At 53.0% G+C, this 16409-nt stretch carries 7 protein-coding genes; all 7 read right to left on the bottom strand.

What is annotated here, in order from left to right; genetic code table 11:
* Window positions 1-2: 2 nt before the first annotated feature.
* The gene (locus tag RAC89_RS19430; RefSeq protein WP_373429970.1) at window positions 3-962 is read right to left on the bottom strand and encodes an ABC transporter permease; all 960 of its coding nucleotides are present in this window, start codon (window positions 960-962) and stop codon (window positions 3-5) included.
* 315 nt (window positions 963-1277) lie between these two features.
* The gene (locus RAC89_RS19425; RefSeq protein WP_306616141.1) at window positions 1278-6956 is read right to left on the bottom strand and encodes a bacterial Ig-like domain-containing protein; all 5679 of its coding nucleotides are present in this window, start codon (window positions 6954-6956) and stop codon (window positions 1278-1280) included.
* 244 nt (window positions 6957-7200) lie between these two features.
* A complete protein-coding gene (locus RAC89_RS19420; protein ID WP_306615354.1) occupies window positions 7201-7719 on the bottom strand; it encodes a YbjN domain-containing protein in 519 nt (172 codons plus the stop codon).
* 12 nt (window positions 7720-7731) lie between these two features.
* A complete protein-coding gene (locus RAC89_RS19415; protein ID WP_306615353.1) occupies window positions 7732-9795 on the bottom strand; it encodes a hypothetical protein in 2064 nt (687 codons plus the stop codon).
* Window positions 9796-9970: 175 nt separating this feature from the next.
* The gene (locus RAC89_RS19410; protein ID WP_306615352.1) at window positions 9971-10957 is read right to left on the bottom strand and encodes a Gfo/Idh/MocA family protein; all 987 of its coding nucleotides are present in this window, start codon (window positions 10955-10957) and stop codon (window positions 9971-9973) included.
* 223 nt (window positions 10958-11180) lie between these two features.
* Window positions 11181-14966 carry a polysaccharide lyase family 8 super-sandwich domain-containing protein gene (locus RAC89_RS19405; protein WP_306615351.1) on the bottom strand — a complete coding sequence of 1262 codons (3786 nt, stop codon included), beginning with the start codon at window positions 14964-14966 and terminating at the stop codon, window positions 11181-11183.
* Between the two features lie 112 nt (window positions 14967-15078).
* The gene (locus RAC89_RS19400) at window positions 15079-16389 is read right to left on the bottom strand and encodes an ABC transporter substrate-binding protein (RefSeq protein ID WP_306615350.1); all 1311 of its coding nucleotides are present in this window, start codon (window positions 16387-16389) and stop codon (window positions 15079-15081) included.
* Between the last annotated feature and the right edge of the window lie 20 nt (window positions 16390-16409).

Raw genomic sequence — 16409 nt, 5'->3', positions numbered from 1 at the left:
AGTTAATAGACGCCTTCTTCACCGAATCTCTTCGCCAGCCAGTTGGCGGCGAGTACAAGGACAAGACCGACCAGTGACTTAAACATGCCCACGGCCGCGCTATAGCTGTACTGCGCTTGCGTTAAGCCTTTCAAATACACGTAGGTGTCGAATACTTCCCCGACCTCCCGGTTCATCGAGTTCAGCATGAGGAAAATATGCTCGAAGCCCGTATCAAGGAAGCTGCCGAGCCGCAGGATGAACAAAATGACAATCGTACTGCGAATCGCCGGCAGCGTAATATGCCACAGCTGCCGCCAGCGGCCCGCGCCGTCCATTCGGGCCGCCTCATACAGCTGAAGGTCTACGCCGGACAATGCCGCCAAAAAGATAATCGTCCCCCAGCCCGCTTCCTTCCAGATCGATTGCATGATGATCATCGTACGGAACCATTCCTCGCTCAGCAGGAACGGAATTTTCTCCATGCCCAGCCGTTCGATGAGCTCGTTGACAACGCCGCCTTCGGTAGTTAATAGAACATAGAAAATTCCGACGGCGACCACCCAGGATACGAAGTGGGGCAAATACAAGAGCGTCTGGGCGAACCGCTTAAACAGCTCCTTGCGCACCTCGTTCAGCATGAGTGCGAGCACAATCGGCAGCGGGAAGAAAAATACCAGATTGTACACCGCCAAAACAATCGTGTTGCGAAACAGCATCCAGAACTGCGGTTCGGTGAAGAAGCGTTCGAAATGCTTAAGTCCCACCCAAGGGCTCCCGGTGAAGCCGAAATGCGGCTTGTAGTCCTGAAAGGCCATCACGAGCCCCCACATGGGAACATACTTGAAAACGATAAAGTACAAAATTCCTGGTAATAAGATGAGATACAGCCATCTGTCCCGAATCAAATCCTTGAGAAGCAAGGAGCCTGATAAACTCATCCTGCCGGTGACATGCAGCCGGGCTTCATATTGCTCCTTCATTCGGTGTCCCCCTCTGACGATTTTGTTTAGCTTGGTTTGATATCGTGTCGGCCTGACAATTCACATGGTAGACGCAGGCCAAACATCACGCAATAGTATCGATCAAACCATCTTTCAGCATGGCGATGAAGCCCGCAGCGGCGCGGATGTTTCGGCACGAAATCGTGGCATCCACATCTTTTGCAGCCGCATCGTACTGATTTAACTTGCTTGATTTTGAGGTGATGGATCCGTTTTTTCCAGTCCCCTTGCTTGAACGCCAAATAACCCACCGTTGTGTTGAACGGTGGGTTATGGAGCTTGCCAAAGTACCCTTTACTTATTGTACAAACGATAGATGAGTGCCGCCGCTTCCGCGCGTGTCGTGTTTGCCAGCGGTTGGACTTGCTTGCGGTCATCCCCTTGAACCAGTCCTGCCTTCGCCATGACGGCCAGGTCGGATACAGCGTAAGAAGCTACAGCTGCGAGGTCGACAAAGCTGTTGATTGCCGCGTCGGCATTGGCGGAGGCTTCAAGCTTCCCTGCAGCTCTAAGCGCACGCGCCGCCATTACAATCATATCTTGTCGCGTAATCGAAGCATTCGGCTCGAAGCGGTTGTTCTCCCGGCCATTCACGATGCCGAGCTGCTTTGCCGCAGCAACTCCCTCGTAATAGTAATCGTCCGGTGTTACATCGGCGAAGCTTGAACCTTCGGTAGCCGTCAGTCCCAGAGCCTTAATCAGTAGAATCGTGAAATCCGCTCTAGTGATGTTTTTCTCCGGCGTGTAAGTATGCTCTGAAGTACCCTGGATAACCCCTTTGGAAGCCAAAACTTCAATCGCCTTGCGCCCCCACTCCACATTGCTCAGATCGCCGAACGATTTCTTGACATAGGCGACTGCGTACGTGCTGAAGTGAGTGGTAGTGAAGGTCACCTTACCGCTTATCGCATCATATTTACCGCTTGGTACCGGATGCTGCTTACCGGCATGATCGATATACCATACCGTAATGAATTCCGGATTCGCCAGCTCCTGGGCGGTTGGCCGATAGGGAATGGCTACCGTAACCGGAGCCATCGGATTGTTATAGGAAACCGGCTGTCCTTCGGCTTCCAGGCTGAGTGAAACGACCGGTCTGGCGCCGATTTCGCCCTGTACTCCGGAAGGAAGACTTGAGCTTTCTACCGGGGTGATTCGAAGCACTACCTCTTGAGCTCCGACTTTTGTGTTGCTTAGCATGTTGCCTGGCAGCACGACCCCAGCTACCTCTGTCGATACAGCCAGCTTCTGCCCGCCCCCTGCGGTTGACAGAACAGGTGTCGGTACGGAGACCCCGTATGCCTTAGCTCCCTCTACTTTAGGAACGTCAATAGCTACGGTCTTCTCCCCTTTGTCATTTGCCTTTGCATTAGAGAATGCCTCATTGAGCTTGGATTGCTCAAGCTTACCGACAGCTATCTCTCCTGCAAGGACCGGGGAAACGGTCAAGCCTGTACCTTCGTTGCTTGGAGCGGAGGTGCCCGGGACAGAACCACCACCAGCCGGAGGTGCTGACGGAACTACCGGTGCTTCACCTTGATCCGTATCCGTTGTATCCGGCGTTGTTCCCGGAACGGTTGGCTTTAAGAAGGTCAGGAAATCCCCGCGTTGAATGCTGCCGCTGGCATCCCGCGTGAACGGAATGACCGGAGTTAAGCTTACAAAGTTAGCGTCGGTCAGCTTCACTCCGAGGCTGTTCACGGATTCCTTGCCATTGAACAAATAGTTACTTGCAGAATTCAGGTTTGCCGGATAGTTATCTTTGGCGGTGTAGTCCTTTTGATATGAAACAAAATCGTTCAGCTTGAAATCCGTCGGTATATGGGAATACGTAACGAAGTTCAAATTGCCTTTGGCATTGTTAAACGCAATGTTATTGTAGGCAATGACGCCAGGGTTACTATTGCTCGCAAACCCGTATGCACCGTTGCCGAACGCAATACTATTGCGGATGATATGCGGCACATGAATTCCTTCGCCGCCGAGCTTGAACCCGTTCTTATCCCCGGCCCCAACTGTACCGTTAGTTAATGTTCCGTTGTTATAGGCGATGCTGTCCTCAATAAGGACGACTCCAATGGCGCCTGTTCCCGCCTTCGTGTACAAATCCCAGCCATCGTCGATGTTATTGTGCGCGATGGTTCCGCGGAAGACGTTCCCTTCCCCGACCGTCAGCTTGGCGGCAAAGCCGTCGGCATTGTTATCGGACGGGTCGCGGTTATCGAAGGAGGTGCTGTTCAGAATCAGGTTGTAGGCCGGCCATTCGGCGCGAGTGGCCGATTCGTCCGTGCGGCTGATCTGCAGGCCGGTATCACCGTTCTCATAGAAGCGGCTGTTTTCTACGATGTTGTAGCTGCCGCCAACAGTAAAGCCTTTGGTGTTGCCGGCCGAGCGTGTTACATCGATTCCCTGCACGTGCCAGTAATTGCCGCTGAGTACGACACCCTCCGATTTTTTGTCAAAATCCAGGATCGGTCTGGCGTCCGGTGCTGCAACTAAGGATTTTTTCGCTTGGGCAGTGCCGTCGTTATACTTCTTGATCTCCAGCTTACTGCTGCGAATATATCTTCCGTCTTGCAGGATGATTCGCTGACCGGGTCTCACGAAATCAATCGCCGTATCCAAATCCAGCGGACTGCCCTGTGTTCCTGTTCCCGTGCTTGTACCCGCCGGCGATACATAAATGTCTCCGTCAGGCACATAGGTTTTCATCGTAACCGTAAAGTTCTTGATGATCTTATCGTAGGAGGTCAGCTCCTGCGTATCTGCCGGCAGCAGCGTTATGCTGAAGTTCGTGCTGCTGTCAGCTGCCAGGGTTGCCGGAATTGAGGCCAGCTGCCCTGCGACAACAGGCACGTCCTGTGCAATTACGTTATTCCCCTGCTTCACGGTAACCGTACCGTCCACATTGGATTTCAGCTTCAAGGAATAACTGCTGCTCGAGGTCTTAGCCAGCGATACAATATTATAATTTGGCGTTACCGGCAGCTTCGGAGCTTCCACCTTAGGAGCATCCGCCTCCGCCGCGGTCACCTGGAGCTTGATATTGCTTACTTCAATGGTGGCCAGCCGCGCTGCATAAAAGCCCACATACATCTTATCGTTCTGTGTTTTTAGAATGTCCGGCTCATAGTATAGAACCTCTTGACCTTGATTCAGCTTGCCGGTAAAGCCTGTATTCGTCTTGGCCAGCGTGAGCCTATACGGCGCAGCAGGATGCGTATTCTGCGCTTCCGGCTTGACGCTGCTTAAAAATTGATTCTGAATGCCTTGGCTGCCCGAACCGTCGGACGATTCCACACCGGTACGGACAAACATCTGGGTGCCGTTCGGCTTCGTCGTTCCTCCGCTGTAACCGCCCACAGCCGCAATGTTGGAAGCGAATACGGCGGAGTCCCCGGACTTCCCAATCGCATCGCGCGCCATAATCCCGAACGATTCCTGCCCGTCATGCGGTGTCTTGGCATAAGCCTTCACTTGAATATCGGCGGAAAGGACAAAATTATCCTTCAGCGCGTCCAGCTCCACATAATAGAACGAAATGCCGTCGTGGTCGCCGGTCACTTTACCGCCGCCCTCCAGCGCTACAACTTCTACAACGCCGGGACTTTTTACAGTGACTGTATTATTGGTGCTTGACGTGGACTGACCGAAACGAATGGTCTTCCATTCGTAGGTAACGGGCTCCCGTACTACGGTCTTCAACACCGTACCTGAGAGACCTGCAGCCTTGGGTACAATTCGTACTTCGTAGGTTCCTGCCTGAGCGCTGTTGAACTGAGAGTCGTCCACCGTGTAGTCCGCATCCGATAACGGCTCGCGATCTCCGCTGTCATACACCTTCGATACGGCTAGCCCTGTCGGGCTGAATGCTTCGCCGACCGTATAGGTCGTCTTCGGATACTGAGCTACCTCAACCCCAACAAGCTCTCTAGCCTTAACGGTGACCGTAAGCGGAACGGTTGTGCCCTTGTGTGCGAGGAGCAGCTGCTTCGTCCCTGCCGTCGTCGTATCCAATGGACTTACCGTGTATTCCTGCTGAGTCAGCCGTACCGAGGCGCCGTCGCTATACTTGGCATAGACGACCAGCCCTGCAAGATCCAGCTGATCACCCAAATAATACAGCGTCTTCTGAGGAGCTTGTCTAACTTCAAGACCAAGGAGCGCTGCATCCTTTACATTCACATCAAATGCAGCCTTTGTAGTTGGCGTATCTGTCGATATCACCGTCACTTGCTTGACTCCCGGCGTGTCAAACGTATAAGTGGCCCCGCTTACCGTCGCCCCCGGAATGGAGAAGGCATACTGTTCAGGAGCAAGCTCCTTCCGGCTGAAGCCGTGATTATATTCTCCGATGACCACCAGGCCTTCGGGATCGAACAGATCGCCCGGATAATAGGTCGTCTTGGCTGGCGTATAAGGAATTTCCAGCGCAGTGACCTGCATCGGAATGATTTGGAAGGCGATCGGCACCGTTATGCCGTTGAAATGCAATACGGCTTGATTGGTTCCCGCCTTACTGCTGTCAAAGCCCGTCAGAAGATATTCCGATGAAGAAAGCCACTCCGACCGGCCGTTGGCGTAGAGTGCCTTGACCTTCAGACCGTTCAGCTCCAGATTCTCGCTGACAAAGTAGGTGGTCTTCATCGAAGAGCTGTCCACGAGCAGCTGCGTAGGAGCTCTGCCGTCTACATGAAGGGAAATTTGGCTGAATGTAATATCAGCGTCCCGAGCTACATACAGACCCGCATAGTTCCCTCCGGTCATCAAATTCGGTAAAATGACCGTCTCGCTCTTGCCGTTCACAGTAAGAACGTAGACATCACCGTTCTTGCGGATTCGAAGGTCGTATTCCTCACTCGCCGCCGGCGCATTTACCCCACTGTAGGCCTCCAGCTTATTCTGAGTACCCAGCTTGTAGAAGCCCTTCATCGCCAGATCAAGCGCACCGACCGCGGCGTAATTGGATGTACTCACATTGATTTGGTCCTTAATCATAAGTCCGAAGGACTTTTGGTTAGGACTGCTCTTGCTGCTATCGCTGTTAAAGGTATTTACCTTAGCCTTCGCCCGAAGCTCGAAGCTGGCATTGGCCGGAACTTCCTTGTAATAATAGGAAATGCCCTCATTGCTTGAGTCAATCTTCCCGCCGGAAGCCGTCAGCTTCACACTGCCGCCTGACACGACCGGCGCCGGATTTTTCGTACCGCTCGTGTCGGACCCGAAGGCGCTGTACTGCCAATCGCCCAGGTTCACCTTGGGCTGAACGTGCAGCTTGACGTTGGTGAACGTGACCTTTGTATTTCGCGCTGTATACAGACCGGCATAGGCCATTGTCCCTGTAATATTGTCCAGCACTCGAATGTCGCTTCCGATTCTTACAATGTACTGACTGCCTTGCTTACGTATGCTCAGCTCATATGTGTTGTCCTTCCCCGGGGCCGGGGCCGATGGAAAGTCCAGCCCTGCCTTCACTTGCGCATTGTTCTGATGGTAGAAGGCCGTCATCTTCTGATCCAAAGCCCCCACCGCAACATAGTCACCAAAATAAACGGCATACGTTACGTCGGTTACCGTAAAGCTGCGATTCACCGCAACCTGATCACGGAGCATGACGCCGAATGAGACCTGGTTATTAGCGGTCCAGGAATCCACTCTTGCCGTTGCCGACAGCTCATAATCCCCATCTTCCGGAACGGCTTGGTAATAATAAGCGATTCCCTCCGATGCGCTGGCTATTTTGCCAACGTTATTAGAGCTTCTAAGTACCACTGAATCGTTAGTACCCTCTGTAATTTCAAAGTTTGAAGCATTGATCTTGTCCTGACCGCCCACGTCTCCGTACACGGAGCCCTGCCATGCGCTGCCCGGGGCAATCGTAATCATGGCCTGCTCCACACCTGCCGCGGCAGGTAAGACAGAGGTCACGAGCAAGATCAAGGACATCATCCAGGCTAATACCCGCTGCTGCATTTTCACGGTGCTTTGTCCCCTCTTCCTCTTCGTATGATTTTCTTTGATTAAATCGCTTACATATTCGAATTATATAAATCGACCCTGCATTACAACAATAATCATCAACTCAGGTTGTACGCTGCAACCCTTGATTCTACTGGGTTTTCAGCGTATTGGTTAAAATCAGGCTATTCCTGTTATTGGAATTGCAGCTAGCAAAAAAAATACGTCCGGGAACGGGCCCGAACGTATCTTTGCTGCTTTATTCATTTACAGCCGCCATGGCGGAGGCCAAGGAAAGCGCGCCTGAAGCGACATCATCTATAGTCCTGGAAAACATGTCGAGCATCAGCATAAACAAATCAATGAGCTCCAGCATATCCTCACGTCTTAACGTTTGCCCGCCAGGCGCCGCATAAACATACCGGTAGTAGATTTCATCATCCGACTTGATGCTGAAGTGTCCGATAGCCAGTTGGCAGTTGATCGCAAGCAGCAGCTTCTCTACGCTGCTTCTCGTCCCTTCCTTCCAGTTTACCGGAACCGTCGTATAGATCTGCAGCAGACGTATACTCTCAAGTTCATCGTCAGTAAAGGGCACAAAGCTAAAATTAACGTATCGATCCCGACCCTTATGGTCCTTAAGCATCGGAGCCAGCAGCACGTTTAACGGTACTTCCTCGCTTCTTTCCAACAAATCCGACTGAAGTCCGGCCTCCTCCAAATATTGCTTCAAAAAGCCAAGCTCCGCCAAATGGCGCGCATGTATTGATTCATTCAAGGTGTCGGCCTCCTATTCTCTCTTCTTCATTCCGTTTACCAGATACTCCCGCTGTTTGGTCACATTGCCATTCAGTCTATACAATTGAGTGGGACTTATTCCGGTGGAGGCAATAAAATTTTCCACTCTCGTATACTGCTTCTTTATCCCTTCATCTCCAGGAACATATTCCGGCAGCTTCGCGATCATATCCAGAATCAGGTTTGCTTGTTCAACCCGCTTCGCCTGCTTGCTCGCCGAAGACTTCTCGGCATTAAACACTGCTTTAGTTACCTTCCATGCACCCGGCTTGGCCGCGCGGTCGCGTCCGAATTGCTTTGCTTTACGGGCGATGCTCATCGAGACGCCGGCCCCGGCCGCAACCGCCTTAAGCGGAATGCCTACCTTCGCGCCCACCCCGCTTAGGGTAGCGATTTCCCCGGCAATGTTAACCATTTCAAGCCCCGATTGAATACCTGCGCGGGCCAAGCGCTTCATGTTGATATATTTCATTTCCTTGGCCAGCTCGTATTCCCGGATATCCTGAAGCTCCTGTTCCTCGTCAGCGCTTCGCCCCGTGTTCCCTTCCAAATTGGTTTTCCGTGCGTTCAGCTTATCCTTGTCCGTTCCCGTGGAGGACCATAGGGTTTTCCCTTTCACGCTTAACGAATTTTCCTTCACATAATCGGCGCCTCGGGCTTTGTACTTGTCCTTAAATTCCCGTTTCACCTTGGTCATTTTGTACGTCGATATAAACGCCTTGATCGAATCGTATACCTTAATCGTGATCGTGATGCCGCTGATGGCAATCCCTATGCCCGGTATCGCCGCGGCCAGTCCGGCACTGCCGATCTTCAGGATATCCAAGATCGCTTTCACGGTTTTCACCGCACCCTGTGCCGCAGACAACCCGTTCTTGACAGCGGACAAGCCGCCGCCTATCGCTTCATCCGCACTAATTCCTTCGCTGCTCGTCGCTTTCTTGAATAGGTCGTAGACGTCCTTGACCGTGAAGAAGGCGCTCTTGATCGCGTCAATCGCCTCTCCAACAGAACCGGCCCAGTCGCTTACCCCGCCCGCCGCTTCGACGGCATCGCTGCCGGCAAGCGTTCCTACATCGTCGATGAAGCCGGAGGTGCCCTCCACACCTTCCTGGACGGCTTTGCCGATATCCAGAGAATTCTCGGTCACATCGGAAATTTTCTCCCCAACCGATTTATTCGAATCCCGGAGCGAGCCGACCATCTTTTTCATCGCCACAAGACCGCCGAGACCGGACAGAACGGCATCTGCCGGTGCGCTGGCTACGCCAAGACCGGCTCCTCCCGTCTCGAGCTTATTCTTCAGCTCCTCCTGACCGCCAGCCTCTTCCAGGGCATCGACGGTTTCCTCGATGCTTTCGGACGCGGCTCCCGGTCCGGTCATGAGCAGCTCTCCGCCCTCGGAGATGTTCTCGGTGATGTCATCGAATCGGTCGCCTTCCTCCTCCGGCGCTTGTCCGATCTCGCTCATCTTTTTACCGCCGTTCGACCGCTTCGTCTCCGCCAGTACATTTCGCGCCTTGGACAATCCGCCCTTTTCGCCGATTTTATCCTTGCGGACAAAACCGGTGTCGCCCCCATACTTGATCAGGGTCCACTGCCCCGTTTCATCGGTAATGCCAAGGTCCTCGAATTCAGCGCGGAAGCCGATCTTCGGGCCTTTCATTTCTTTTTCCTTTACCTTATATGTATCCGTGCTTGTCGAAGGGTCAGTATCCTTCGTATACGCTCTCATATGAGCACCGACTAGCGACTTCATCACGGCCGCTTTCAATTGAAGAGGCGGTGACGATTGCGGGGATTTCGGAGCTAAGAAAAGACTAGCCGTGCCGGAAGCCGCTCCGCCCGCAGCCTTCTTGCGCTGTGCGGCTTGGTGAGCCAGCAGCTGCGCCGTTCCTCTGTTCCCGAGAGCCTTTTGCAGAGCTTCCATTCTTTGGGCTACAGCGGATACCGCTTGCGGCCCCCCGGGCGATGCATTTCCTCCGAAGCGCTTACCAAGCCCGCCTTTGGCGATATCGGCCGCACGATTAAGCCCGCCCTTTGCTCCTTGTGACATATGATGGGCTCCCCCTCTAGTCATCATCATAAATAGCCATTTTTTCCGACTTTATACCTATCCCCTATAGTTTATCGACATAAAGCGATCTTGTGAAGCTTTTTTTGAATACGGCAAAAACCCCGACGACATTGCGGAGGCTTATTCCGATGTCGCCAGGGTTTCCGGCAAGAAATCATTTGGCATGTTCCACATCCAACTGCTCTCCGGATTGCGCGGATCGATAAATATGCTCGAGTACATGAACGATGCTGCGGGAATAAGTCATGGAGCATTGCGGTTCACGGTTGGTTTCCATCGTTTGCAACAGATCAAGAAATTGCAGCCGGAACGGGTCCTGTTGTTCACCTGTATTCACTCTGCGATACTCACCGCCTTCGCTTAGCCACAGCCCTTGCCCGGCGTTCAGCCTGAGCATTCCATGAGTAAAGATCAACTCCGTCTCATTCCTTGGCGCTCCGATGTATCCTGACTGCGTGACGGTAGCCGGTACGCCGTGCTCATTCTCCAGGAACATGATACCGCTGCCCTCCACATCCCCTCTCGCCCCATGATAGCTGAGATTTGCCCGCACCTTGGTTATGGCGCCGCCGCTTAGCCATTGAATCTTATCGATCGAATGTGAGCCCAGATTGGCGATGATGCCGCCACCCGACTTCGCCTTCTCAAAAAACCAGCCCGGCCGATCGTCGGAGAAGTAGGAGAGGTGCCTCGTATCATTCACCATCACCAGCTGTCCCAACACTCCGCTGTCGATCAGCTCCTTCGCCTTCCGGTTCTCGGCCATATAATGCTGAGTATGACCCACCAAGACTGCTCTGCTGTGGAGCCGAGCGGCATCGATGATCTCGTCACACTCAGCGGCAGTTAACGCCATAGGCTTCTCCAGAAGCACATGAGCGCCATTTTCCAAACAATATACCGCCGCCTCCTTATGAAGGTGATGCGGAAGAGTAATGACAGCGATATCCGGCTTTTCCCGCTCGATCATCATTTGGTAATCGGTATATGCCTTCATATTATAATGAGCGGCCAGCGCCTCGGCACGTAACGGCTGCACATCCGCTATCGCCGCCAGTTGCAGCTGCTCCATACGGGAGGCGGCCATCAAGTGAGACTCAGCGATCTTCCCGCCGCCTACCACAGCCAAACGGTATCCCATTCCTCATTCCCCCCTGAATATGAATGGGCTCATCATATAACATGGCAAACCGTTTGGCTATGTACGTTTCTTTTAAAGGACATGCCGATGATTGAAAATCAATAGAATTGTAGAGTTAGTAAAAACAGTGCATATCCGGGTCGTTCTCTGCCCCAGAAAAGCAAAACCAGTCCATACCCCGTATAGGATGAATTGACTGGTTTTTTCTCGTCTTCAATGCCGCCTAATACCCGGAAAGATCATGGGGGACGGTGACTATGGCAGAAGCGGATGCGCGGTTACCGGCCAAATCGGTTGCTGTGTAGGTGATCGTATATACTCTTCCGGTTCCGCTGCCTCTTCGTTCCGCCCTGATCTTAAAGGAACGATCGTCGGTGCCCGGCTCAGCCCCCTCCACATCCGCCGACGGATCGTCAGCTTCATTATGCAGAATGCGATCCAGCGCGACGCTGCCGACCCCGGATAGGGAATCGTTCGCCTTCACATCGACCCGGATGTCGATAAGCTTATGATTGGCAGGCCAGAGCAAGGAGCTATCCGTCAGTACCTTTAGCTCCGGTGCACTTTTGTCCACCTTCACCGTCAACGATTTGGCTTCTTCGACGTTCCCTGCCTTGTCGGAGCTCTTGTAGGAAAGGGTATGAACCCCCTCCGCCGTGATGAGTACAGGCCCTGTATACTTGAACCAGCCGCCTCCGTCCACGCTATACACCGTATCCGCCACACCGGAAAGCTTGTCGCTGGCGGCAAGCGTGATCGTCGGGTTCGTGACATACCAGCCGTTCAACCCGTCCACAGGGGTGGATGTGGGTGTCGTTTCCGGTGGAACCACATCCGCCGGCGCCGGGTCCGGGACGAAACGAATCCAGTTCAGACTCGCCACTCCGCGCGTATCCGGCCTTTTAAATACAAGAACCAGCTTCTGCGTACCGCTGACAGGCGTAATCGGCACCTCCACTGTTGCCCAATTCGTCCATTGACCGGTGCTGGGTACCGGGTAGGTCCCTAGCAAGGGGCCCGCCATGCTATCCTTCCTAAATTCGATCGTTCCACCGGAATACGCGGCTGCGAGCCGGAGGGTCAGCTTGCCGGTGGAAGCCCCGAAATTCACCGCGTCGTAAGCGATCCAGTCCCCATTGCCGATATTGCCGACATGGCCGCCGCCGCCTTCAGGATCCGTCGTCGGATTTACGATACTGACACCGCTCATCGAGCTGTACGTTTCTCCTTCTATCGTCGTCACAGCTTCTTGAATCGGGTGGAAATCGAACCAATTCACTATGGCGACTCCCAGAGAATCCGGTCGCTTGAACACCATGTAGAGATCATGCTTCCCGCTGGCACCCGACAGCGGCACGGTTACGGTTTTCCAGCTGGACCAGCCGCCCGTGCTTGTGATGGCATAGGTTCCGATGACGTCTCCCGAGGGACCGTCGATTCGGAGCTCCATCGTCCCGCCGGTATTCGCGGAGGCAAGACGAATGTCCATGCTGTCCGTTCCCACTCCGAAATCCATTTGCTTGTATGCCATCCAATCGCCATTGCTTATGCCGGACACGTGGGAACCGCCGCTGCTGTCGGTTGTAGGCGTATACACAGTAACACCGCTCATGCTGCTGAAGCTTTCCGCCTCCACAACCGTCGTGACAGGTGGGCTTCCCAAGACGAATTTTGCTTGCAGCGCCTGCCCCTTGGAGCCTCCGGTATTCACCGTCAGCTGTAAGCTCGGACTCAATCGGTTGACTGTAATTCTTGGATCCTTCGATAGGACCTCGGAAGCGCTTCGGTCCAGAGTAATCGTCACTGTCCCGGAAGCCGGCATGCTTGGATCGGATACGGACAGCTCGAGCTCGCTTCCCCCGTTCTCCTTTACCAGAACCGATGCGCGTCCGGAGCTTGTGATCATATCCACGGTTTGCGTCGTATTCGTCCAGAAATTAGCCCCGATCATGCCCAGGCTCTTCTCCTTGACTGCTTGAACGCCGTCAGTGTTGGCAAGCACTATAAAATCGGGATTGCTTGCATAGCTGCTTACCTCAGAGGGGGTCTGATTGGGCAGCAGAGCGTATGCATAGGAACCGTTCGCCGGAGCAACGCCATGATCCATGTACAGGCTTAAGAATCGATTCGTATACGTCGGGTCTCCCGGCTCCAGTACGCCGGAATACTTGGCAATATCCGACCATTTGCCCGACCTTTGCTCGCGCAGCCCTTTGATCGTCGCGCCTCCAGGGAAATAATAGCCGATACCGGACCCCGTCGATTCTCCGTCCAGATGCGCCCAACGAACCCCGGACATCGATTCCGCCCAGCCTATGGAGGATGGCTTAACCGTACCGTTCACCGTCAGTACGTTGCTTCCGCTCTCGTTCAGCTTCCGGTTCTCTACAACCGTCTCAATGGCATTGCTCGGATAGGATGAGGTTATGCCCGCACCTAGAGCAACGATTTCGTCGTCAAATAGGAACCAGGATTTCTTAGCTGTAAGGTCCGCCGTCGTATCTGCGTCCACATGCTCATAGGACATGCCTGCAACACTGTAGGTATTCGCCAGCGTCGTGCCGCCTACCCAGGCTTGGGTCGACTTCGAATTAGCGGCCATCGTCTTATTCGCTGCTACCGTCGTCCCCGGAAGCCTGTAGGAGTTGACAGTGGGCCAGTAGTTCCCGCTAAATTGCCCCAGATCGCCATTATATAAATAGGTCATACCGGCACCGGTATACCAGCCTTTAATATTCTGGCCGTTAATGGCTTCATAGTTGGCAATACGGCTGGAAAACATACTTAAACCGAAGCCGAAGCCGGGACGATAATGAACCGCTCTGTCCATGGCCGGGAAGATTTTGGACACGGAGGGCTCAGCGGCAGGGACAACACTGGAATCGCTTACAATTTGTTTGGCTAACCGGAGAAAGTCGATCGTCTGATCTTGGTAGACATTGGTGTAGGTATCGTTCTGCAGCCAATATTTGGCCACCCTTTTGAAGATTCCCGCATCTGCACTTGGAGCCGATTGTGCCATCTTGAGAATGGCCCGGATCAGTTGGGTGCCCTGCTCATGATCCTCCCTGCTGTATACGGAGATGTCTCTTCCCCGAACCATATCCATCAGCGCGCCCTTGTAAACGACCGGTACGAAGGAATCATGGACCCACTTATACGCATTGGCCACAGATGGATCCGTAACATCCCAGGCAGAGCCTTTTACCAAATACAACACTCTGCTTAAATTATCGATCAGACTGAGCCCATAAGAACCCGTATAAGCGAACTTTTCATGCTGGATGAAGGAACCGTCCGTATAAAATCCGTCCCCCGAAGTAACGTACTTGAATACCGGACTTAATCCGTTCACGCCGTTCTGTATCGCCGTGCCGTCTTTGGAAATCACCCCTCGCACAATCGTCACCGCGGCGGTCCATACCCGGTTGGCTCCCACATCCCTAGGTCCGGCGATAAAGTACTTAATGGCATTCATATAATCGGCAATCGGGGCACTCGGATCTTGGATCAAATCGTCATACATCAAAACAGTAGTATCATTCAAAGCGAGCGGAGTTCCGATCTCCCATTCCCACCAGTTCCCGTATCGGGTTACCGTAGTATTGTAATAATGGTCGTTAAGATACTTCAAGCCGTCAAGGATACTAATCTTTAAGCCTTCGTTACCGTTCAGTGAAGACCCGTGCGTTCGGTAAGCAAGCGCCATCTTATTCAAACGCTCATAGGATAACCGGATGTGAGTCGGATTCGTGGATAATGCCGCAAGATCGCTCCATAAGTAGGTCCTATTGGCAGGATCACCGTTCATTGTGCTCCAATTCGTTTGCGCCTTTTCCGTGACGGAAGCTATCGCCGCGGCGAAATCGCTTTCATTCGGATCGTAAGAGGTACCGCCTGTCAGCATATCGTACCATTTGAGCCGTAAGTCGTCGAACGAGTCTGCAGCTTGAGCGTGCTTCGAGGAGAAGCCCATTCCCACAATGGAAAATAACATCATTGCTGCCATAAACACGCTAAAAACTTTTCGCCGATTCTTCACTTATTTCCCCCCCTATGAATTTGGAAAATAGAAAGAGAGAACCTTGTTCGGCATCCCTCTTTCTCTTGTAAGCGTTCAATTATTTATTCGTTTTAAGAAAATCGTTATGTCGCTTGACCATGGAAGACAACGTCGCTGCCGCATCCTGATTGCCCAGGAAAAACTTCTCGTATTCTTCCCTGCGAAGATCCATCACCTGCTGAGGGACGCTTCGGGAATAGATCGGAGTCTGATCCTCGAAGAGCACGTATTTAAGAGAAGCAATATCATATGTGCTGTCATTGCCGGCAAGCAGCAGCTTAAGCGCGTCATCCGCCTTCGCCTCCTTAGAGGCCGGAATTCGTCCCCCTGCGGCAAGCGGCATCAATCCGCCGTCGGCGTACCATTTCAAGAACTTCCAGGCTTCGGCCTGATGCTTCGACTTCGCGTTGATGGACACAAAGTCACCGAGTCCGCCTCTGGTTACATACTCATTCTGGCTGCTAGCCAAACGAGGGACCGGGGCGAAAGCAATTTTGAACGAACGCGGATTATCCTTCAGGTTGTTCGAGCTGCGGAAGATCCACGATCCGGCATTCAGCATCGAAGCTTCCCCTTTCAGGAACATCGTTTCCACCGGCATCTTCGTCGTTAATTGTTCGCCGAGCTTCGGCGTGCTCTTCTCGTTCATCATCGTATTCAACAGCTGGAGCCAATCCCCAACCAACGGATGATCCAGATTGGAGCCCCCGCCTTGCTTCGTATAGCCCTGCTTCACCAATACCGAATCCATTGGATCCGGGTATACCTCCAAATGCTGCACCAGTCCGAATCGGCTATCCGTCTTGAGCTTGGTCGCGTACTCCTTCATTTCATTCCACGTCCAAGAGGTCGGAACCTTAAGTCCCGCCTGATCCAGCAAATCTTTATTAAGCCAGACAAAGAAAGGGCTTCTCACGGTAGGGATACCGTAATACTTTCCGCCTACTTGCCAATCCTTTGCCGCAGCCCCCATTTTGGCCTCGATATCATACTCGCCGGCATAACGGCTCAGATCCAGGGCAACTCCTGAATCCACTCTTTTCTTCAAGGCTGTTCCCGTGTAGGAAACGAATAAATCGACATCCTGTCCGGTCAGTAGCGCGGTATCGAGCTTGAGATTACCGGAATCGTCGTTGACATATCTTTCATACGATACCTGGATGTCAGGATTCGCTGCGTTCCACGCATCCACAACCGCCTGGGGACCGGACTCCGGCGGTACGCCGCCCCACATCTTAAGCTTAACGGCTTCTTTCGAAACCGGCTTGGCGGAGCCTGTTTGCGCCGTATCCGTCGAAGCGCTATTACAAGCCGGAAGCACCATCATTAATGCCATAGCAAGCAAACCTGCGGACTTTGTTTTTTTCACCTTTATGACCTCCCGAGAAT

The sequence above is a fragment of the Paenibacillus sp. GD4 genome (assembly GCF_030846225.1).
Classification (GTDB): domain Bacteria; phylum Bacillota; class Bacilli; order Paenibacillales; family NBRC-103111; genus Paenibacillus_G; species Paenibacillus_G silviterrae.
Note: the sequence above shows the minus strand (reverse complement) of the source record. Positions and strands in the feature narration are given on the sequence as shown.